The sequence below is a fragment of the Sinorhizobium mexicanum genome (assembly GCF_013488225.1).
GTDB lineage: Bacteria > Pseudomonadota > Alphaproteobacteria > Rhizobiales > Rhizobiaceae > Sinorhizobium > Sinorhizobium mexicanum.
Genome location: NZ_CP041241.1, coordinates 1,005,116 through 1,026,386, shown reverse-complemented (window position 1 = coordinate 1,026,386; position 21,271 = coordinate 1,005,116). Strand labels below are relative to the sequence as shown.

Annotated in this window: 11 protein-coding genes and 5 pseudogenes; 11 read left to right on the top strand and 5 right to left on the bottom strand. The window is 62.2% G+C overall.

All coding sequences use genetic code 11. From position 1 onward, the window contains the following. Nucleotides 1–6: 6 nt before the first annotated feature. Entirely contained in the window at nucleotides 7–1,278 is a 1,272-nt protein-coding gene (locus tag FKV68_RS28920) for an ABC transporter substrate-binding protein (protein WP_209647261.1), read from the bottom strand. A 218-nt stretch (nucleotides 1,279–1,496) separates the two neighbouring features. Between FKV68_RS28920 and FKV68_RS28915 the strand changes: the two genes are divergently transcribed. Genes FKV68_RS28915 through FKV68_RS28895 form a run of 5 tightly spaced genes read left to right on the top strand, consistent with a single transcriptional unit; the run spans nucleotide 1,497 to nucleotide 8,392 of the window. Next, on the top strand, nucleotides 1,497–2,255 hold the full coding sequence (locus FKV68_RS28915; RefSeq protein ID WP_180942363.1) for an IclR family transcriptional regulator: 759 nt from the start codon (nucleotides 1,497–1,499) through the stop codon (nucleotides 2,253–2,255). Beyond that, nucleotides 2,236–3,321, top strand: coding sequence for a Gfo/Idh/MocA family protein (locus FKV68_RS28910; protein ID WP_180942362.1), 1,086 nt, complete (start codon nucleotides 2,236–2,238; stop codon nucleotides 3,319–3,321). The genes FKV68_RS28915 and FKV68_RS28910 overlap by 20 nt, the downstream gene beginning before the upstream one ends. After that, entirely contained in the window at nucleotides 3,318–5,210 is a 1,893-nt protein-coding gene (locus tag FKV68_RS28905; RefSeq protein WP_180942361.1) for a thiamine pyrophosphate-dependent enzyme, read from the top strand. Before FKV68_RS28910 ends, FKV68_RS28905 begins: the two co-directional genes overlap by 4 nt. A gap of 10 nt (nucleotides 5,211–5,220) precedes the next feature. Further along, a complete protein-coding gene (locus tag FKV68_RS28900) occupies nucleotides 5,221–6,660 on the top strand; it encodes an NAD-dependent succinate-semialdehyde dehydrogenase (RefSeq protein ID WP_180942360.1) in 1,440 nt (479 codons plus the stop codon). A 10-nt stretch (nucleotides 6,661–6,670) separates the two neighbouring features. Continuing rightward, nucleotides 6,671–8,392 (top strand): dihydroxy-acid dehydratase, encoded by a 1,722-nt coding sequence (locus FKV68_RS28895; RefSeq protein WP_180942359.1) that lies wholly within the window; start codon nucleotides 6,671–6,673, stop codon nucleotides 8,390–8,392. A 983-nt stretch (nucleotides 8,393–9,375) separates the two neighbouring features. Here FKV68_RS28895 and FKV68_RS28890 read toward each other — a convergent pair. Both FKV68_RS28890 and FKV68_RS28885 read right to left on the bottom strand, forming a co-directional pair. Continuing rightward, a pseudogene (locus FKV68_RS28890) lies at nucleotides 9,376–10,543 on the bottom strand (IS110 family RNA-guided transposase). Between the two features lie 72 nt (nucleotides 10,544–10,615). Continuing rightward, a pseudogene (locus FKV68_RS28885) lies at nucleotides 10,616–11,278 on the bottom strand (LysR family substrate-binding domain-containing protein); the annotation flags it as partial. A 199-nt stretch (nucleotides 11,279–11,477) separates the two neighbouring features. On the opposite strand from FKV68_RS28885, the pseudogene FKV68_RS28880 reads away from it, so the two are divergent. The 5 genes and pseudogenes from FKV68_RS28880 to paoC form a co-directional block, all read left to right on the top strand. Further along, a pseudogene (locus tag FKV68_RS28880) lies at nucleotides 11,478–11,774 on the top strand (helix-turn-helix domain-containing protein); the annotation flags it as partial. Continuing rightward, nucleotides 11,768–11,922: pseudogene (locus FKV68_RS28875) on the top strand (ISNCY family transposase); the annotation flags it as partial. The pseudogenes FKV68_RS28880 and FKV68_RS28875, both read left to right, overlap by 7 nt. Before the next feature lie 486 nt (nucleotides 11,923–12,408). Then, complete coding sequence (gene paoA, locus FKV68_RS28870) at nucleotides 12,409–13,044, top strand: aldehyde dehydrogenase iron-sulfur subunit PaoA (protein ID WP_180942358.1); 636 nt, start codon at nucleotides 12,409–12,411, stop codon at nucleotides 13,042–13,044. Continuing rightward, nucleotides 13,041–13,991, top strand: a complete 951-nt coding sequence (locus FKV68_RS28865; RefSeq protein WP_180942357.1) for an FAD binding domain-containing protein — start codon at nucleotides 13,041–13,043, stop codon at nucleotides 13,989–13,991. Before paoA ends, FKV68_RS28865 begins: the two co-directional genes overlap by 4 nt. Before the next feature lie 4 nt (nucleotides 13,992–13,995). After that, nucleotides 13,996–16,198, top strand: a pseudogene (gene paoC, locus FKV68_RS28860) (aldehyde oxidoreductase molybdenum-binding subunit PaoC). Between the two features lie 138 nt (nucleotides 16,199–16,336). Here paoC and FKV68_RS28855 read toward each other — a convergent pair. Next, nucleotides 16,337–16,612 carry a hypothetical protein gene (locus tag FKV68_RS28855; protein ID WP_180942356.1) on the bottom strand — a complete coding sequence of 92 codons (276 nt, stop codon included), beginning with the start codon at nucleotides 16,610–16,612 and terminating at the stop codon, nucleotides 16,337–16,339. A gap of 80 nt (nucleotides 16,613–16,692) precedes the next feature. Continuing rightward, nucleotides 16,693–18,810: a catalase gene (gene katE / locus FKV68_RS28850; RefSeq protein WP_180942355.1), complete on the bottom strand. Its 2,118-nt coding sequence runs from the start codon at nucleotides 18,808–18,810 to the stop codon at nucleotides 16,693–16,695. 380 nt (nucleotides 18,811–19,190) lie between these two features. Here katE and FKV68_RS28845 point away from each other — a divergent pair, with 380 nt between their 5' ends. Further along, on the top strand, nucleotides 19,191–21,176 hold the full coding sequence (locus tag FKV68_RS28845; RefSeq protein ID WP_180942354.1) for a protein-L-isoaspartate(D-aspartate) O-methyltransferase: 1,986 nt from the start codon (nucleotides 19,191–19,193) through the stop codon (nucleotides 21,174–21,176). Nucleotides 21,177–21,271 lie beyond the last annotated feature (95 nt).

Genomic DNA, 21,271 nt, shown 5'->3' with positions numbered 1-21,271 from the left:
CGTTTGCTATTGCTTGAAGGCTGCCTTGGCATCGACGGCGACCGCCTTCAGAATCTCGTCCAGCTTGGACGGATCGTCGATGAAGCGCGTAAACATGGAAAGGCCGACTTCGGCGACAGGCGGTGTGGTGGCAAGGTCATAGTTGAAGGCAAATGCTTCGGCTGCCGCAACCGTCTTGGCGGCATCCTGCATGACGCTGTTATAGGTCTTGGGATCGACGTTGACGTTTGCGGACAGCGCGCCCTGGGCTTCCGCCCATTTTGCCTGGACATCAGTGTTGGACATCATGAAGGCGAGGAATTTTTCCGCGCCTTCATGATTGGCGGCGTTGGCGGAGATCACCAGACCGTCGACCGGCCCGACGGCGGCGTTCGGAATGCCGTCCCTGATCTTCGGGAAGGGGAAGAAGTCATAATCCTGACCCGGAACGAGACCGACGCCGTTCCAGTAGCCGGTGATCCAGGTTCCCATCAGCGTCATCGCCGCATCGCCGCGGGCCACCTTGTCGGCGGCGTCCGTCCAGTCGTCGGCATTGGCGTTTTCGACGAAGAACCCCTGATCGAGCATCTCCTTCCAGAGGCCCATGGCCGCAACAACCTGCGGATCGTCGTAGGAAGCCTCGCCCGCCATCAGCTTGGCGCGGTAATCCGGGCCGGCGGTGCGCAGCAGCAGGTAATCGAACCAGAACTGCGCCGGCCAGCGGTTCTTCGAACCGAGCGCGATCGGCGCGATGCCCTTTTCCTTCAGGGTCTTGCAGAGCGTGATGAATTCGTCCCAGCTCGCCGGCGGCGCCGTCATGCCGGCGTCGGCAAGCACCTTCTTGTTATAGAACACGCCGGCATAGTGATAGTTGAACGGCACGAGGAAGCGCTTGCCGTCGTAGATGGTCGCGCTGTCGGCGATCGGTTTGGCGACGACGCTATCCAGCTTTGCGCTCGCCCACATATCGTCGATCGGACGCAGACTGTCGGACTTCACGATGAAATCGACGCGCGCTCCGGCCCAGTAGCTGAACACGTCCGGCAAGCTGTGGCCCGCCGCCCGCACCAGGATATCGGTCTTGAAGTCCTCGTGGCCAACCGGGCTTTCCTTCATCTTGATGCCGGTCGCCTGTTCGAACTTTCCGACCTGTTCATTGAAGGCCTTCAGGCCGAGCTCGCCGGTGAAATAATGGCTGATCGTGACCTCGCCGGCGTCGGCGAAGACCGGGCCGGCAACGCCCGTCGCGGATGCCAGAAGCGCTGCAAGCATAAGCGAGCGCCGCGTGATGGAAAACATAGGAACCTCCCGTAAGGTTTGCGATTGTTAAACTTGTGACCTCGCAAAACCAGAATTCGGCAAACTTGTTGCCGATGTCAACACAAAAGTATTGCATTTCGAAACAAAACCGGCAATTCATCCATCTAGCGGGCGGTAAATGCCGATTTAGTTGTCATATGCTGTACTTGAGTTTAGCATGGCGCAAATCAACGGAAACCCCCGAAGGAGTTTTACCGATGCGCCTATTGCAATCTCTCACGCGCGGCCTCGAAGCCCTCGATTTCCTTGCGGCAAACCGCGAGCCCGCCCGGCTGACCGATGTCGCCGAGGCGCTGGGCGTGGACAAGTCCAACGCATCGCATCTGATGAAGACCCTGGTCGCCGCCGGTTACGCGACCCAGGATTCGGCCCGTCGCTACCAGCCAACGGACAAGATCGCGCGGCAAACGACCAGCAGCCACTCGCTCATCGACATCGTTTCCGTGAAGGAGGCCTGGCGCCCGGTGCTCGAACGCTTCGTCGCAGAGACAGGCGAATGCGCCCACATGGCGGTGCTCGTGGGCAGCCGCGTCTGGTATATCGACAAGATTGATTCCTCGCTGCCGCTCAAGGTCGATCACCCGATCGGCGCGCTGGCGCCACTCCATTGCACTGCGCTCGGCAAGGCGTTCCTCGCCTTTGGCGATGCCCATGTCGATGGCCCCTTCCCGTCCTTCACGCCGCGCACGCTAACCACGCGGCGCGCGCTTGATGACGAGATCACCCGCACCCGTGCGCGCGGCTATTCCATCGATAATGAGGAATTCGCCCACGGCATTCGCTGCGTCGCCCGCCCGATCTACGACGATCACGGCCGAATGATCGCCGCCGTCGGTGTTTCCGGCCCCTCCGTCCGCGTGACCGACGAACGCCTCGCTGAACTCGGCCACATCGTCACCTCCGTTTCCATGCCCGCATCACAGAAAGGCCCCTTGCATGAACAGCAATCCGATTAGGGTCGCCGTCATCGGCACCGGTCGCATCTCCGATCTCCATGCGATCGAATACCTCCAGAACCCGGCAAGCCGCATCGTCGCGCTGTGCGATCGCGACCCGGCACTCGCCGCGGCCAAGGCGAAACAATGGGGGATAGAGGACGTGGCCATCGAGACCGATCTCGATGCCGTGCTGGCAATGCCCGATGTCGATCTGGTGGAAATCCTGCTGCCGCACCACCTCCATCTTGGCGCCGCACTCAAGGCAATGAATGCCGGCAAGATCGTTTCGCTGCAAAAGCCGATGTGCGTTTCGCTGGAAGAAGCCGACCAGCTCGTGGCCGCCGCCGAGGCCTATGACCGGCCGGTCAAGATCTTCGAGAATTTCATCTTCTATCCGCCGGTGCTGAAGGCACGCGACCTCATCGACCAGGGCGCCATCGGCACGCCGCTTTCCATCCGCATCAAGTCCAACCCGGCACGCAGCGCCACCGCCTGGGATGTGCCGGCTGCCGCGAATGCCTGGCGCCAGAAGCAGGACCAGGCCGGCGGCGGACCGCTGGTCTTCGACGACGGCCACCACAAATTCGCGCTTGCCTGGCATTTCATGGGCGAGCCGGACGAGGTTCATGCCTTCATCGGCGATACCGAAGGTCCCGGCGGCATCCGCTTCGATGCGCAATCGCAGATTTCCTTCCGCTTTCCCGGCAACCGCATCGGCAATCTCGAGATCGTCTATTCGCCCGAAATGGAACTGGCGACACGGCACTATGCCCAGGACGATCGCGTCGAAATCACCGGCACCAAGGGTGTCATCTGGATCAATGGCGGCCATGGGCGGCTGGCCGACAGTCCGCCGGTGGTGCTCTACAGCGACGGAAAGCTGACGGAATTCCGCGATATCCCCACCAGCTGGGAACAGAGCTTCGTGCTGTCGACGCGGCATTATATCGACGCGATCCGCACCGGCGGCACGCCGGTGCTCACCGCCCGCCAGGCCCGTGAAATCCTGCGCTTTGCGCTTGCGGCCGAAGAATCGGCCCGCATCGGCCGGCCGGTGGATCTCAGGAATGGGAGGCCCGCATGACGCTTCCCCCGTTTCCCGACGACCTCGCCCACACGGCCGCTGACCGCGCCGCATGGCTGCGTGCCGCGGGCGGCCTGAAAACCGCGATATCCGACGACCGCCTCAGCGCGCCCACGACGCTGCCGCTGGTCGAGGCGCTGGTGCTTGGCCTGATGCGCCAGGGCGTGACCAAATATCTCGCGATCTTCGGCCATGGCAGCACTGCACTCGCGGACGTGCTCAAAGCCTATGAAGCCGAAGGGCTGGTGCGTTGCTGGCAGTTCCGCAACGAAGTGGAAATGGCACATGCCGGCACGGCCCTCTCCTGGGTCTATGGCGAAGTCGGCGCCGTCGTCACCTCGATCGGGCCGGGCGCGTTTCAAGCCATGGCGGCATCGCTTGCCGCCGCCTCCAACGGTGTCGGTCTCTACCACCTCTATGGTGACGAGACGACCCATGGCGAAGGTTACAATATGCAGCAGGTGCCGAAGCCGGCACAGGGCGTCTTTTCCCAAATTACCTCCCTTATGGGAAGTGCCTATACGCTGCATAGTCCGGGCGCGCTGCGGGATGGATTGCGCAAGGGCGCGACCTGCGTCTTCCACCCGTGGCGCCCCGGCCCCTTCTACATGAACCTGCCGCTCAACACTCAGCCCGCGCCGGTGACGCTACGTCTCGACGCCCTGCCCGACCGGCCGGTGTTCCCGGCACTCGCCCCTGCCGATGATGGTCCGTTCCGCACGGCAGCTGATGCCGTCCGCACCGCCGCGAAGGTGGCGATCAAACTCGGCGGTGGCAGCCGCACGGCGTCCGATGCCGTCCGGCGACTGGCCGAGGCGGCCGGCGCGCTGGTCGTCTCGAGCCCCGGCGCCAGCGGCGTCATGCCTGCCGATCATCAACAAAATATGTGCGTGGGCGGCTCCAAGGGTTCGATCAGCGGCAACTGGACGATGGACGAGGCCGAACTCCTCATCGTCATCGGCAGCCGTGCCGTCTGCCAGGCCGATTGCTCCGGCATCGGCTGGCCGAAGGTGCGCCATGTCATCAATATCAATGCCGACCCCATCGATGTGCAGCACTATAACAACACAATCGCGCTGACGGGCGATGCCGCGATCGTCGCCGGACGGCTGGCCGGTATGCTTTCGGGCGCCGATACCGAGCCACGCAAGGCGGCGTGGCTCGAGGCCGGCCGCGCCAAGCGCGCGGAGTGGGATGGCTTCCTTAGCCGGCAGGCATCCTCGCCGCCGCTCTTCGATCCCGTCTGGCAGAAGCCGGTGCTGACGCAGCCGCGCGTCATCCGGCTTGCCGCCGGTTTCTGCCGCCGGCACGGCGCCCTGAAATTCTTCGATGCAGGCGACGTGCAGGCAAACGGCTTCCAGATCGTCGAGGATCAGGTGCCGTTCGAAACCTTCACCGAGACCGGCGCGTCCTACATGGGTTTTGCCGTCAGTGCCCTGCTTGCCGCCGGCATCGCCGACAAGGGTCGCTACGGCATCGCCTTCACCGGCGATGGTTCGTTTATGATGAACCCGCAGGTGCTGATCGACGGCGTCGAGCATGGCGTGCACGGCACGATCCTGCTCCTCGACAACAGGCGCATGGCCGCTATCAGCCACCTTCAGAACGCGCAATACGGCCGCGATTTCCGCACCAATGACGGTGTCCCCGTCGATTATGTGACGCTCGCCGGCGCGGTGAGCGGCGTTCGCGCGCTTTTCGGCGGCGAGGACGAGGAAAGCCTGATGGCCGCCCTCGAAGAGGCGCGCGCCTGGCCCGGCCTCAGCCTGGTCCACGTGCCCGTCTATTTCGGCGACGATCCTGCCGTTGGTCTCGGTGCCTACGGCCAATGGAATGTCGGCAACTGGGTGGATGACGTCCAGCGCCAATATGCCCGCACCCTGATTTGAGAGAACGCCCATGTATGAACAATTCGGACTGCTGATCGACGGCGTATGGCGCGCCTCGCGCAGCGGAGACGCCTGTCCTGTCATCGATCCCGTCGATGAGGAGATCATCGGTCACCTCCCCTCGGCCGATGCAAGCGACCTCGACGAGGTACTCACGGTTCTCGCTCGGGAAGCACCCCGCTGGAACAAGGTTTCCGGTTGGGAGCGCAGCGCCATCCTCCGCCGCATCGCCACGGAAATGCGTGCCAACTCCGACCGCGCGGTGCACGATATGTCCGCCGAAACGGGCAAGCCCATCGCCGAAGCCGTTGGTGAATGGAATGCCGCTGTCGACCAGTTTGACTGGTATGCCGACGAGGCACGCCGTATCTTCGGCCACGTCCTTGATGGCCGTGACCCGAATGTGCGCCTCAATGTCCGCTTCGATCCGGTCGGCCCGGTCGCCGCCTTCACCGCCTGGAACTTCCCCGCCCTCCTACCGGCCCGCAAGATCGCGGCCGCGCTCGCTGCCGGCTGCCCTGTTGTCATCAAGCCCTCGGAGGAAGCACCTTCCAGTACGCTGCATATCGCCGCAGCGGCGATCAAGGCCGGCCTGCCCGCCGGTGTGCTGAATGTGGTCAGCGGCAAGTCGGCGGACATTTCCTCGCACCTAATTGCCTCGCCCGTTATCCGTAAGGTCTCCCTTACCGGCTCCGTTCCGGTCGGCAAGCTGATCCTCAGGCAATGCGCCGACACTGTGAAAAAGGTCTCCATGGAACTCGGCGGCCACGCACCGGTACTGGTGCTGGAAGATGCCGACCCGGTAGCGGCCGCGACGGCCTGCGCCCGCGCCAAGTTCCGCAATGCGGGTCAGGTCTGCATTTCACCGAGCCGTTTCTATGTCCATGACTCCCTCTACGAGCCCTTCGTCCGCACGATGGCCGATGTCGCCAACGGCCTCAGGATCGGCCGGGGCAGCGATGATGGCGTCGACATGGGCCCGATGGCCAACGCCCGCGGCCGTGAGCGCATCGTCGGGATGGTCTCCGACGCACTCGCCAAGGGCGCGACCCTGCTTGCCGGCGGTGAAGTTCCCGGGGATCGCAATCGTGGCTTCTTCTATCGCCCGACCGTTCTCGGCGACGTGCCGGATGATGCCCTGATCATGACCGAGGAACCCTTCGGCCCGGTTGCCCCGATCGCCCGGTTCTCCGACCTCGACGACGCCATAAAGCGGGCCAATGACGTGCCCTTCGGTCTCGCCGGTTATGTCTTCTCGCACTCGCTCGAAGGCGCAAACAAGGCGGCGGAGGCCCTCGACGTCGGCATGGTCGGGGTCAACGACATGCTGCTCGCCGCAGCCGAAATCCCCTTCGGCGGCGTCAAGGAGAGCGGCATGGGCCGTGAAGGCGGTCAGCTGGGGATCTTCGATTATCTCGAAGCCAAATACATCAAGATGCGGGTCGCGTAAGGAGAAAACCATGTGTGACGACGGCAACACATCCGGCAAGGACAAAGGTCTTTCGCGCGGCCTGACCAACTATGGCGACCGGGGCTTCAGCATCTACCTGCGCCGCTCCTTCGCCAGCTCGATGGGGTATAGCCGGCAGATGCTCGACCGGCCGATCGTCGGCATCGCCCATTCGGCGAGCGGATTCAACAACTGTCATCGGCACTTTCCCGAGATGATCGAGGCTGTGAAGCGCGGCGTTCTCGCCGCCGGCGCGCTGCCGGTCGAATTCCCGACCATCTCGCTCGGTGAGGTTTTCCTCAGCCCGACAAGCCTCAAGTTCCGCAACCTCATGTCCATGGATGTCGAGGAGATGACTCGCGCCCAGCCGATGGACTCTGTGATCCTGCTCGGTGGCTGCGACAAGACCGTTCCCGCGCAACTGATGGGCGCGGCCTCCGCCGGCTTGCCGTCGATACAGCTCGTTGCCGGACCGATGTCGACCAGCCGCCATCGCGGCGAACGTCTCGGCGCCTGCACCGATTGCCGCCGCTTCTGGCAGCGCTATCGCGCGGGCGATGTCGACGACCGGGGCATCGATGAAGTTGAAAAGCGTCTCGCTTCCACCAGCGGCACCTGCGCGGTGATGGGCACCGCCAGCACCATGGCTGCGCTTGCCGAGGCCATCGGCATGATGCCGGCAGGCTCGGCCGCCATCCCTGCCGTCGATGCCGATCGTCTTCGCATGGCTGAGGAAACCGGCCGCATCGCCGCCTCGCTGATCGGCACGGACAAGACCCCGAAGAAGATCATCACGGAAAAGGCCCTGGAGAACGGCGTGCGCATGCTGATGGCGATCGGAGGCTCGACCAACGCCGTCATCCATCTCGCCGCCATCGCCGGCCGCCTCGGATTGAAGCTCGACCTGAAGCGAATGAACGAAATCAGCGACACGACACCCGTGCTCGTCGACCTCAAGCCGACCGGTAGCGCCTATATGGAAGACCTGCATGCCGCAGGCGGCATCCCCGCCGTCATGCGCGAACTGAAGCATCTCCTTCATCTCGACTGCGAGACGATCACTGGTGAGACCATCGGCGAGCGCATCGACGCGGCGGACTCCTGGGTCGACCGTAACATTGTGAGACCGATCGACAGCCCTATCCGCGAGAGCGGCGGGCTCCTTGCCGTCTTCGGCAACATGGCGCCGCGCGGGGCGATCATCAAGCGCTCAGCCGCAGACCCGAACCTCTTCGAAAAGACGGGCCGCGCCGTCGTCTTCAACTCGCTGCAAGACCTTGCCGCCCGCATCGATGATCCAGACCTCGACGTCACTGCCGATGATTTCCTGGTTCTCCAGCATGCCGGGCCGCTCAGCGACGCCGCCATGCCGGAAGCTGGCTATATTCCGATCCCGGCCAAGCTCGCCCGCGCCGGCGTCAAGGACATGGTGCGCATCTCCGACGCCCGCATGAGCGGCACCGCCTACGGCACGATCGTCCTTCATGTCGCGCCGGATGCAGCCTCGGGCGGACCGATCGGATTGATCCGCAACGGCGACAGGATCGCGCTAAGCGTCAAGGACCACTCGATCCGCCTCCTCGTCTCCGATGAGGAATTGGAGAGGAGGCGCGGCGAACGCAAGGTGGAGAAACGGCCGGCTCCGCGCGGCTACGATATGCTCTACCGTGATCATGTGCTGCAGGCGGACGAAGGCTGCGACTTCGACTTCCTAAAGAGCGCGCCGTCGTAACGCTAGCCTCGCGGGGGAGTTGCGACCGTCGCTGTTCAACGCCTTTGGCCTAAAGCATCTTAACCTCGACCCGGCCGAAACCTCGCTCCGCGGCGAGCGCCACCGGCGTTGGCTAGACTAAAAGAGCGACCCTGAAACGACCTGAACGATAAGCACGTCGCGGCAAGCATCGCCATTTGCACACTCGCCGCGACAGGCGCCGAGGCGGAGGAAGAGCGCCACCTCTTGGCTTCGCCCGCCGTGCACGAAGTCGCGCCCGACCCTCCGATTGCGCCGTCTGCTTAGTGCTGCTGCTTCTGTCCTCGAATGTCGATTTGAAGTCCCGCTTACCGGTGAATCCTGCAGGCTTTTTCAACCCGAGAGGCAGTCCTTCGCTGTAGGCGGTTCGGTGACAATCGGCGAGATGCGGAAGCCACAGGCGCCGCATCCCCACTTAAACGAGAAATGAGCATACCAGGCGCAGTCGTATGATGCGCCGAAGCAAGTTCGCGCGCAGCTTGACCGGTTAAAAGGGTAGCCGCAGGAGGGTTAGCATAGCGCCGGCCGCATGGCCGGAAACCGGGACGACTGCCCCCGCAAGGTGCTCCGCTTTGCGCGGGCGAGCCCGCCCCTCACCTGCCACGTCTCACGAGTGACCTCGCGATGTCGATGATGTCGTCGCGGCTCGCGGTCGGGTCCTCCTCACATGAGGAGTTTGGAGTCAACGGTTTTCAAGGTGACATTTGGATTTCCTCGTTCCGATCCAAGGTCTGAGCCCGATACTTTACCGGCCCGGCCTGCGAGCCTGTACAACCTCACATACGGTCGCCGCTGCGGGCGGCTGCACCACGATCCCGCGTGCGGCGGGCAGGAGCTCAGGAGAACGGGCCATTCTTGTTCCCGGCTGTTGACGCCATGAGGATCCACGGGCCGTTCACCTGGATCCGTCAGGACTGATCAGGCCCTGAGGATTGGAATAGCTTTTGCAGTTGAGCGGTCGCCGGTCAGGCGGATTTCATGACTGCCCCCTCGATGACGACACCGGCGTTCAGATATTTCCATAGCGCGACCAGCAGCTTGCGGGCGAGTGCCACGATCCATCGTCTTTTTGAAGCGTCCGCCATTGCGCGTGACGCGCTCCTTAAACCAGCAGGAGGGCGTTGAGCCCGGCTGGTAGCGCAGCCATAGCCACGCGAGCTCGACCATCGTCGTCCGCAGCCGTGGATTGCCCGCTTTCGACACTCCCTGCTCACGATCGATCGAGCCGCTCTGCCATGGCGACGGCGCTAGCCCCGCGTAGGCGGCAACCTGGCGTCGATTGTCGAAGTGCCGGAACAGGCCTTCAGAGTGAAGGATCGCCGCAAACTCCGGACCAATTCCCCTGATGCGGAGCAGCACTGCCGCTGGCGCCGGTGTGCTTGTCATCTGCTCGACCGTGAGTAAATCCCGTTCGGCCTCCACAGTCTTGATCTGCTCGAGCAGCAACTCGAGACGGTCGAGTTCGCGGGAGATTTGGGCTCTGATGTGCCGGGGGAGCGCGCGGCGATCGCCCGTGCGAAGTTCTTCAAGACGCGCTCGGCGATCACGACGCAAAGGCTCATAATCCCGGATGCCCTGGCAGAAGAGCAACCCCTTCACGCGGTTGACGTGGGAACCCGCTCGGCGATCAGCACTCTTCGCTCGCGGCCAATCCGGCGGCGATCCTCTTCCTCGGGCGTCGGCATCCTGACTATCGAACAGACCCGTGGCTCTCCCCGCTTCCAAGCCATCAGCGTGCGAAGCAATGTTTCGCCATCAATACGATCGGTCTTTACGCGACGGCGACGGCGCGGTACCGCGATCGAAGCGGCGTCGACAATGTGAACTCTCAATCCAAGCTTCGTTGTTCAGCGCTCGGCTGATCCAGAACCCGTCCAAACCCGCCTCCTGGATCACCACCAACGGATAAAGCCTTCTCTCGCGTGACCGTACGTTTTTGCGCAGCTCGGTAAAGCAGGACAACAGGCCGGCGATATCACCGCCGGCGACCGTATGGCGGGACATCTTCTCGCTTCCCGGTGAAAGCGATGTCACCAGCCAAATCGATTTGCTCAATTCCAACGAAACAAGAACTGCGCCAAAATCGATGCGGATAGCAGCAGGTGCCTCAGGTTGATCAGCTGTCGTAAGCATGGTTGGCCTCCAGAGAGATTTTAGCGAACTCACTCTGCCACGGTGCAGGCCGCTATCCACTCCCCATAGGATCTTGTTCCAGGCGACGCCAAGGCCGATGCGGAAATCGATGCCGCTGACCTTGCGCAGCTCGAAGTTGCGGTTCGGCATGCCGTCGGTCCATTCCGGCGCAAAGCCGATGCCGAGACCAGAGGAGACCAGTGAGACGAGCGAGAAGGTGTCGTCGCAGGTATAGGCGATGTTCTTCGTCAGATCGTGCTCTTCGAACTTTTCGGCAAAATAGCGCTCGGTGTAGGAGAGGTTCGCACGGGAAAAGGAAATGATCTTCTGGTCTTTCAAGTCCTCGATGCCGATCTCGCTTCGAACGGCAAGTGGACTGCTTTTCTCCACCGCCAGCAGATAGCGCTCATGCGCGATCGAGAAGAACCGCAGTGAGCCGATGTTCTCGACCGGCCTTATGAAGCCGAGATTGATCTGGCCGTTCTCGAGGTTGCGGATGATGTCGTTGGTGGTACCGCTTGCGATATGCAGCTGGATGTCCGGATACTTCCTGGCGATGCGCGCAAGAAAGGCCGGCAGAACGCCAATGGTCGCCGGATAGACGGTACCGATCTTGATTTGCTTCACCCGCTTGCCGGCCACCGAGCGCGCCACCTCCGCGGAGACATCCACCTCGCTCAGGATTCGGATTGAGCGATTGTAGAACACCTCCCCCGCCCTGGTCAGCGCCACCCGCCCCGATCTCACCTTGCAACCCGGAGCAGCCGGTCAGATCGGGGCTGGTCGTCGTGCCGTAGGCAGCCCAAAATGACATTTCTACTTTGCGCAACAGCGGACAATTCAACCTGGCCGCCACATTATGTAGCCGGGGTACATTCTATTTTCAAGTGCGACATGCCAATGATTTCAATGGCTTCCATTTGGAGATTTTGGAATGTCTCGACGCTATTTGCAGCTGAACCTGGCTGATCGACGCCGCCTCTACCACTTTGTCGAATGCAAAGTGCCGATCCATGAAATGGCCCGCCAACTCGGCCGCCGCCGATCGACAATCTATCGTGAGATCAGGCGCAACACCTTCCACGATCGCGAGCTGCCCGAGTATAGCGGCTACTTCCCGACGATTGCCTACGACATCAGCAAGCAGCGTCGACGACGCCTGCGCAAGCTCATGCGTGATCCACAGTTGCGCGAACTGGTCATCGATCGGCTGAAGGCGCTTCGGTCGCCGGCCAGAAGGTCATTGTCTGTGATTATCCCGACGGCCGCCTCGCGATCACCCACGAGGGGACCCCTGCCCCACAGGACCTTCGACACGCTGCGTTCGGTGCACTGGTCCGAGGTCGTTGAGGACAGGCGCCTCGATGACATACTACAGCGTCGTGCGTCCTTCAGGACGCACAAAGGGCGCTGTAAGTCTTTGAATCTACGCATCGTGCTTTCCGAAAATCGATTCCGATTTTCGGGCCAATGCGCTAGCGCTGGTCGCCGAAATGCCGGCCGGGTGAGAGCAGCAGCGCTGCCTCTATTCGCCGGCGTCGACGTAAGGCTTCCAAGAAAAGTCTTATGCCTCACGCTCAGAACCGGCTGATCAGGGTCGCTATGGGCGGAGTTAACTTCGTGCGACAGGTGACGCTGGCAGCTTGCGTTCAAGCCGGCGGCGTTGAGGATCGCGCGCTTACAACACGGTTGTGACTCAACGCTGCCTTTCATGAATCCAGCTCATAGCGTTTTCGCCAAGCTCTACGGTCCTAACTCATTCGTGAACGCACGCACCCGGATCATTCCGTCGGTTCGATCGTTCCGCCTCTGTGGCTTATCGATAGTCGCGCGCTCTGGACCGTCACTAAAACAGGGAGCTGGACATGCAAAATCCTGGCGCACTCGAAATCTCGCGGCGCGACCTGCTTGTCGCCTCGGCCGCTACCGTCACTGTGGCGAGCGCGGGATCGCTGGCTCACGCCAAGACGAATACCTCCGCAGCGCCTACGGGCACGAAAGTCTCCTTCACGGTGAACGGTGAGCGCCGCGAGCTCGAGCTCGACAATCGCACGACGCTTCTCGACGCACTCCGCGAGCATCTGCATCTGACGGGCACAAAGAAAGGATGCGACCACGGCCAGTGCGGGGCCTGCACCGTCCTCGTCGACGGCCGGCGGGTAAACGCCTGCCTCACGCTCGCCGTGATGCATGATGGAGACGAGATCACCACGATCGAAGGATTGGGGCAGCCGGACAACCTTCACCCGATGCAGGCCGCATTCGTCAAGCACGATGGATTCCAGTGCGGCTATTGTACCCCTGGCCAAATCTGTTCCTCCGTCGCCATGATCGATGAGATCAAGGCTAACATTCCGAGCCAAGTGACCGCCGACTTGACGGCGCCGTCCGAAATCACGCCCACCGAAATCCGTGAGCGCATGAGCGGTAATATCTGTCGTTGCGGCGCCTACTCGAACATCGTCGAAGCGATCACCGAAGTCGCGGGGAGGAAGGCATGAGAGCGTTCAGTTACCAGCGCGCCTCGTCGATCGAGGAGGCGGCGAACGCCGCGGTCGGCACAGAGGGCGCGAAGTTCATCGCCGGCGGCACGAATCTCCTCGATCTGATGAAGCTCGAGATCGAGACCCCGCCCCATCTGATCGACGTCAAGGGGTTGGGGCTGGACAAGGTCGAACCAACGCCGGAAGGTGGCCTCAGGATCGGCGCCCTTGTCCGCAATACCGACCTTGCTGCCGACGAACGGATCCGCCGCGATTACGCCCTGTTGTCGCGAGCTCTCCTTGCCGGAGCGTCAGCGCAATTGCGCAACAGGGCGACGACCGCCGGCAATCTGCTTCAGCGCACGCGCTGTCCCTATTTTTACGACACCAACCAGCCCTGCAACAAAAGGCAGCCCGGCAGCGGCTGCGCGGCGCTCGCCGGCTTCAACCGCCAGCTTGCGTTGGTCGGGGTCAGCGATGCCTGTATCGCCAGCCACCCGAGCGACATGGCGGTCGCGATGCGCGCCCTCGACGCCTCGGTCGAGACGGTTCGAGCCGATGGTGCGACGCGCAGCATTCCGATTGCGGAGCTCCATCGCTTGCCCGGCGACACGCCGCATATCGAGCATGTCCTCGAGCGGAGCGAGCTGATCACGGCAGTTGTCCTGCCGAAGCCGCTTGGCGGCAAGCAGATCTATCGCAAAGTTCGCGACCGCGCGTCCTACGCCTTTGCGCTCGTCTCCGTCGGCGCCGTCGTGCACCCGGATGGAACAGGTCGCGTCGCGATAGGCGGCATCGCGCCCAAGCCATGGCGTGAGGAGGCGGCCGACAACGAGCTTGCGAACGGAGCAAAGGCGGCAGCCGCCAAGCTTCTCGCGAATGCCCGCCCGACGGAACAGAACGCTTTCAAGCTTACACTCGTCGAACGCACGCTGAGTGCGGTTCTTGCCGAAGCGAGGGAATGAGGAAATGAGATTTGACAAACCAGCAACGATGAATCCGATTGACCAGCTCAAGGTCGTCGGCCAGCCCATCCATCGGGTCGACGGTCCGCTCAAGACCACCGGGCGGGCGGTCTATGCCTACGAATGGCATGATCCGAATATCCGCTATGCCTACGGCTATGTCGTCGGCTCAGCGATCGCCAAGGGCAAGATCAAGTCAATCGATATTACCGCCGCAAGACGCGCGCCCGGCGTGATTGCGGTCGTCACCTCCGACGGCGTGGGAGAATTGAAGAAGGGCAAATACAATACCGCCAAGCTCTTCGGCGGCAGGGAAATCCAGCACTATCACCAGGCGATTGCGGTCGTGGTCGCGGAAACATTCGAAGAGGCCCGCGCGGCCGCTACGCTCGTCAAGGTTGACTATATCGAGGAAAAGGGCGCCTTCGATCTGGCGGCGGAGAAGGACGCTGCTGTCAAACCGGAGGAAGGCGGGTCGGATTCCGCGGCAGGCGACTTCGATGCCGCCTTCGAGGCAGCACCCGTCAAGCTCGACCAGGTCTACACCACCCCGGACCAATCGCATGCAATGATGGAGCCGCATGCCTCCATTGCCGCCTGGAACGGCGAAGGACTGACGGTCTGGACCTCGAGCCAGATGATCGACTGGTGGCGGACCGACCTCGCAACGACCCCTCGGGATCGACAAAGAGAAGGTCCATGTCATGTCGCCATTTGTTGGCGGAGGCTTTGGAGTCAAGCTCTTCCTCCGCGCAGACGCGGTGCTCGCGGCGCTTGCCGCGCGCGAAGCCAAGCGCCCGGTGAAAGTCGCCCTCCCTCGTCCATTTCTGATGAACAACACCACGCATCGCCCGGCGACGATCCAGAGGATCCGCATCGGCGCCGAGCGTGACGGCAGGATCACCGCGATTGCGCATGAAAGCTGGTCCGGGGACCTTCCTGGCGGTGGGCCCGAAGTGGCGGTTCAGCAGACGCGTCTGCTTTATGCCGGTGAAAACCGGATGACCGCCATGCGGCTAGCCACGCTCGACCTTCCGGAAGGAAACGCCATGCGTGCTCCCGGCGAGGCGCCGGGCATGATGGCGCTGGAGATCGCGATCGACGAGATGGCCGAGCGGCTAGGCCACGACCCCGTTGAGTTCCGGATCATCAACGACACACAGGTCGATCCCGAGAACCCCGAGAGGCCTTTCTCGCACCGCGATCTCGTCACCTGCCTGCGTACCGGCGCGGAGCGCTTCGGGTGGCAAGACCGAAGCAAGCAACCTGGAGGCAGGCGCGAAGGCAATTGGCTGGTCGGCATGGGCGTCGCCTCCGCCTTCCGCAACAATCTACTGGTGCCCTCTGGAGCCCGCGTCCGCCTCGATCGCGAGGGCATCGTCACGGTGGAGACGGATATGACGGACATCGGCACGGGCAGTTATACGATCATTGCCCAGACTGCTGCCGAAATGCTCGGTGTACCGATGGACAAGGTCGCCGTCAGGCTGGGCGACTCGCGCTTCCCGGTTTCATCGGGCTCGGGCGGGCAGTTCGGAGGAAACTGCTCCACGGCAGGCGTTTACGCCGCCTGCGTCAAGCTGCGCGAGGTCGTGGCGCAGAAACTCGGCTTCAACAATGCCGAGGGTCTCGTCTTCGCCGGTGGCGAAGTCCGAGCCGGCGAGCGCAGCATGTCGCTCGCGCAAGCTGCAAGCGATGAGGTGCTCGTGGCAGAGGACCGTATCGAGTTCGGCAAGCTCGCGGAGACCCATCAACAGTCCACCTTCGGCGCACATTTCGTCGAGGTCGGCGTCGATGTGGCGACGGGCGAGACACGAATCCGGCGGATGCTGGCTGTGTGTGCCGCGGGCCGCATTCTCAATCCGATCACCGCACGCAGTCAGGTGATCGGCGCGATGACGATGGGGGTCGGTGCCGCGCTGTCCGAGGAGCTCGTCGTGGACAAGGAACGCGGCTTCTTTGTCAACCACGACCTCGCCGCCTACGAGGTGCCGGTGCATGCCGACGTTCCGCATCAGGAAGTCGCCTTCCTGGACGAGACCGATCCGATTTCGTCGCCGATGAAGGCCAAGGGCATCGCCGAGCTTGGTCTATGCGGCGTCGCGGCGGCTGCCGCCAATGCCATCTATAACGCAACCGGCGTCCGCGTGCGCGACTATCCGATCACGCTCGACAAGCTGATCAAAGGACTTCCGGAACTCAGCTAGCGCCTGCGCTAGAGGACTCAAACTAGTCGACGACCGCAGGTGTCTTTTGCGCCACTTGAGTGGTCGTAGATGGTCAGATGGCAAGATGAAGCGGCGCGTACGTGTGGGCTGCAGCGAAACGACGAGATCGGCCCGAGCTCAGTCGAAGATCGTGCCCTTGGCGCCCTCATATTCCCGAGCAAGAGTTTCGATCGCCGCCGATGCCTCATCGAAGGTCCAGCCCGCCTCTTCCGCTCTGTGGGCGAGCGCGAGCAATTCGTCGGTCATCTCTCCGCCGATTGCCGCAACGATACTGTCCTGAGAAGTTGCGGTCAGATCGGATACGGCTGGCCTCAGCGCTGCAATGCAGTCTGTCTGCCGCCCCGGATAATCGGAAGTCTGCCGAGGCCGGGAAATTGCTTGTGAGTCCTCCATCATTCTCTCCATTGCTGTTGGTATTCGAGCGCAGTCGCGGCAGAGATCATGGCCTTTGCTCTCGCTTCAGGCGCGCGTCGCTACTTCAGCTTGACCGAAGGCTCTCTCGCCCAAACACGCAAGCTGCCAAGACTTTTGACAAAGGCTTCGACACTCCTGGCATCTCCAAGGCTGATCGTCCCCTCGTCGAGCGCGTCGGTGATGCCGGCTCTCGCCAGAAGGGGCACGGCCGCCTCGACGTAGCCGATGTACTTGCAATGGGCGAAGGCGTCGGCAACGAAATCCCGCGCCGCTGCAACATCGACCAGTTCGGAGACCACTTCAGGCGAAGGCAGGAGAGCCACCGCATCGTAAAGGACCGACGGCCCTCCCTCGATCATTTGATGCGCCTGTACCCATTTGCCATCCGAGGCCGTAATACCGCCGACCTTCGGGGCGACGAGCTCGAACATGGCCCCTTCTTTCGTGACCGCTGTCGTCACGGCTTTCAAGATCGATGCATCTGTCCCGTCGGTTACCAGTATCCCAAGCTTGCGGCCTTCGAAACGTCTTGGCCCGCGCTCGATAATGCTCAGCGCTGGCGAGGGGGCGAGATCCTGGCGTGTCGGGACGGCGGCATCCGCCGGTTTCGGAACCGACTTGAGGCCCAACGCGTGCGCAACTTTCTTGCCGAGGGTTTCGTCGATGTTGAGGAGATGCGACACCATGCGTTCTCGTATCGCCGGTGTCTGGACCTTGCTCAATTCGAATGTGAGCGCGTCGGCGATATGGCGCTGCTCGGGCGGCGTCTGGCTAACGAAGAACAGGCGGGCCTGGCTGTAGTGATCGGCAAAGCTCTCGGCGCGAAGACGGGCCTTCGCGCCCTGTTCGTCGGACGCGTAATGCCGGAATCCATCCTCGAGTGACTCGCGTGGTCCCTCGCCCCAGGAGTTCGGCTGATAATTCACGCGCCCGACCGGGTTGCGCATCGCCATATGCCCGTCCTGCTGGAAGTGGTGGAAGGGACATTTCGGCGCATTGATCGGAATGTGCGTGAAGTTGGAGCTGCCAAGCCGCTTGAGTTGCGTGTCGAGGTAGGAGAAGTTTCGTCCCTGCAACAGCGGATCATTGCTGAAGTCGATACCAGGCGGCACATTCTGGGTCATGAAGGCGACCTGCTCGGTCTCGGCGAAGAAATTGTCCGGCATCCGGTCGAGAACCAATCTTCCCACCGCCTTCGGCGGCAAGACCTCTTCCGGAATGATCTTGGTAGGGTCCAGGACGTCGAAGTCGAAGGCGTCGGCAAAATCCTGATCGAAAAGCTGGACCTGCAGTTCCCATTCGGGGAAATTGCCGGCCTGTATCGCCTCCCAAAGATCGCGCCGATGAAAATCGGGATCGGCTCCATTGATCTTCACCGCTTCGTTCCAGGCAACCGATTGGAGGCCGAGCTTTGGCTTCCAGTGAAACTTGACGAAAGTCGATTCGTCGTTGGCGTTGACGAAACGGAAGGTGTGGACGCCAAAGCCCTCCATGAACCGGAACGATCGTGGGATCGCACGGTCCGACATGACCCACATGATCATGTGCATGCTTTCCGGGGTGAGACTGATAAAGTCCCAAAAATTGTCATGCGCCGACTGCGCCTGCGGAAAGCCTCTGTCCGGTTCCGGCTTTACGGAATGGATGACGTCAGGGAACTTGATCGCGTCCTGGATGAAGAAGACCGGAATATTGTTGCCGACGATGTCCCAGTTTCCCTCCTTGGTATAGATCTTGACCGCGAACCCCCGAACGTCGCGTGCGAGATCGACAGATCCCTTGCTGCCAGCGACCGTGGAAAATCGCACGAAGGCGGGTGTTCGCTCTCCGGCGCGCTGGAAGACATCCGCACGCGTAATTGCGGAAAGCGGTTCATAAGTCTCAAAGTAACCATGGGCGCCATAACCGCGCGCATGCACGACGCGCTCGGGAATGCGCTCGTGATCGAAATGGAAGATTTTTTCGCGGAAATGAAAATCCTCGATGAGCGTCGGGCCGCGCTCGCCCACGCGCAGACTGTTTTGGTCGTCCGTAACCGGCCCCCCTTGCGCGGTCGTCAAAACGGGAGTGCCGTCCTCGGCGATTTGATGAAGCTCCCCTCCGTTGCCGCGCGTCAGCTTCTGTTCGTGAATTACGGCCGACCTGGAATTTGCCGGGCGCGCATTTCTCTTGGCCATGGGAATTTCTCCGTCGATCGGACATGGGAACGAACGACAAACCGATGCGTGAATGCTTGGTTCCCAAGAAAGGTCGCGGAGAGGCAAAAACTGCTGTCCTGGCTTCCAGACTGCCAAAAGCGGCCAAGTGTCCGCCTGATCCCACAAACATGCCAAGGGGTACCGGAGCGGAGAACGGTGCAGCAGGGCACATGCGAATAGTTTCTCTCGGCCTCTATTGCGCATGCTCCGCTGGGGAGACGAACCCACTGGCTCGGGGTGATGGTGCGCGGAACATTCGCGCGCTTCACTGGTTCCCGACTGAGCCGCGGAAACCGTCCACACGCCGTGGGACACACTCGGCGGACACCCGCCGCACAGTCGACGTAAGGGGATCTCTCATGAAGCTTGACCTATCCCGTGCTCGCGACCGGATGGTGGATCTTCATATCGTCCGCCGTGGGATCGATGACCCCCGTGTCGTCGAAGCCATGCGGATCGTTCCTCGCGAGGCTTTCGTCGATCCGGGCTTCGAGGAGTTTGCCTATGAAGACGCTCCGCTTTCGATCGGCGAAGGACAGACGATCTCGCAACCCTACATCGTCGCGCTGATGGTCTCGCAGGCCGAGATCGAGGCCGGCGATACGGTGCTCGAAGTAGGAACCGGATCCGGTTATGCAGCTGCGGTTTTGAGCAGGGTCGCCGGACATGTCTACAGCGTCGAACGTCATGCCCCGCTCGCAAACGAGGCCAAGCGGCGATTTCTCAGGCTCGGCTACGACAATATCGATGTTCGCATCGGTGATGGAACGAAGGGGTGGCCGGAAGCAGGCCCCTTCGATGCCATTCTCGTTGCGGCAGGTACCCCGAGCGTGCCGCAAGCGCTGAAGGAGCAGCTCGATCTTGGCGGCCACATGGTCATACCGATCGGATCGGAGCGCGAGCAGCGTTTGCTCAAGGTGACGCGCGTCAACGCCACCACCTTCGAGGAGCATGACCTTGGCGGCGTCCGCTTCGTCCCGCTGATCGGAGAGCACGCCCGCAAAGACGAGAGGTCGCCATCCGCCCACTCGACGCCTCCTCCGCCTTCGCGGACGCTCCCGGAAATGGTGGCGGACGTCGCCGAGCCATTGCCTGCTCTCGATGATGCAGCCTTCGGGCGGCTCTTCGATCGTTTTGGCGAGCGTCGCGTGGTGCTGCTCGGCGAATCAAGCCATGGGACCTCGGAATTTTATCGTGCACGCGCCGCCATCACCCGCAGGCTGATCGAGGAGCACGGTTTTACGATCGTCGCGGTGGAGGCCGACTGGCCGGACGCGGCAGCTGTTGATCGGTATGTTCGACATCGCCCTTACAGGCGTGGCATGGATGCTCCCTTCCAGCGCTTTCCGACGTGGATGTGGCGAAACCGCGAGGTTATGGCCTTCGTCGATTGGATGCGCGAATACAACGGCGGCCCCGCGGGTCAGGACCAAGCCGGCTTCTACGGGCTCGACATCTACAACATGCGCGAATCCATTGCCGCCGTTCTGGACTATCTCGACAAGACCGATCCGGCTGCCGCGGCCGTCGCGAGGGAACGCTACGGATGCCTGACCCCCTGGCAAAACGAGCCATCTACCTACGGTCGGGCCGTGCTGACCGCTAGCTACAACAAATGCGAGGAGGCCGTGGTGCGTCAGTGCCGGGAGTTGCTCGAGCGGCGCCTCCAAGCAACCGACAGTGACGGGGAGCAGCTTTTCGACGCGGCGCAAAATGCCCGGCTGATTGCGTCGGCCGAACGATACTACCGAACCATGTACTATGCCGGTGCCGAATCGTGGAACTTGCGCGACAAGCACATGTTCGAAACGCTCGAACATCTCCTGGAGTCGCGCGGTTCGGGTTCGAAGGCGGTCGTGTGGGCGCACAATTCCCATATCGGCGATGCGCGCCATACGGAAATGGGAGCCGCTCGTGAGGAGTTGAACATCGGCCAGCTTTGCCGCGAACGTTTCGGGGAACAAGCTGCATTGATCGGTCTCGGAACGCACGGCGGCAAGGTGGCGGCGGCAAGCGACTGGGATGGCGAAATCGAGATGAAGGAGATCCGGCCTTCCCTGCCCGGCAGCTACGAACGGGTCTTTCACGACTCGCGTGTGGATCGCTTCCTGCTCGATTTCTCGCGCGACGACGCTTTGCGCCGGCGCCTCGACGAGCCTAAGCTCGAGCGATTCATCGGTGTCATCTACAGACCAGAGACCGAACGCATGAGCCACTATGCCCACGCGTCGTTGCCGCACCAGTTCGATGCGTTTGTCTGGTTCGACCTGACGACACCGGTAACCCCTCTGATGCCGGAGCATCTGAGCGCAGGCGTACCCGAGACATTCCCCTTCGGGCTCTGAGGCGACCAGCAGATCTTCGAAGTGACTTTTGCGCAACTATACCTCGCTCGAGCGAGGCGGCGTCTTCAGCTGCTTCCAACGAGTTGCGGAACTTC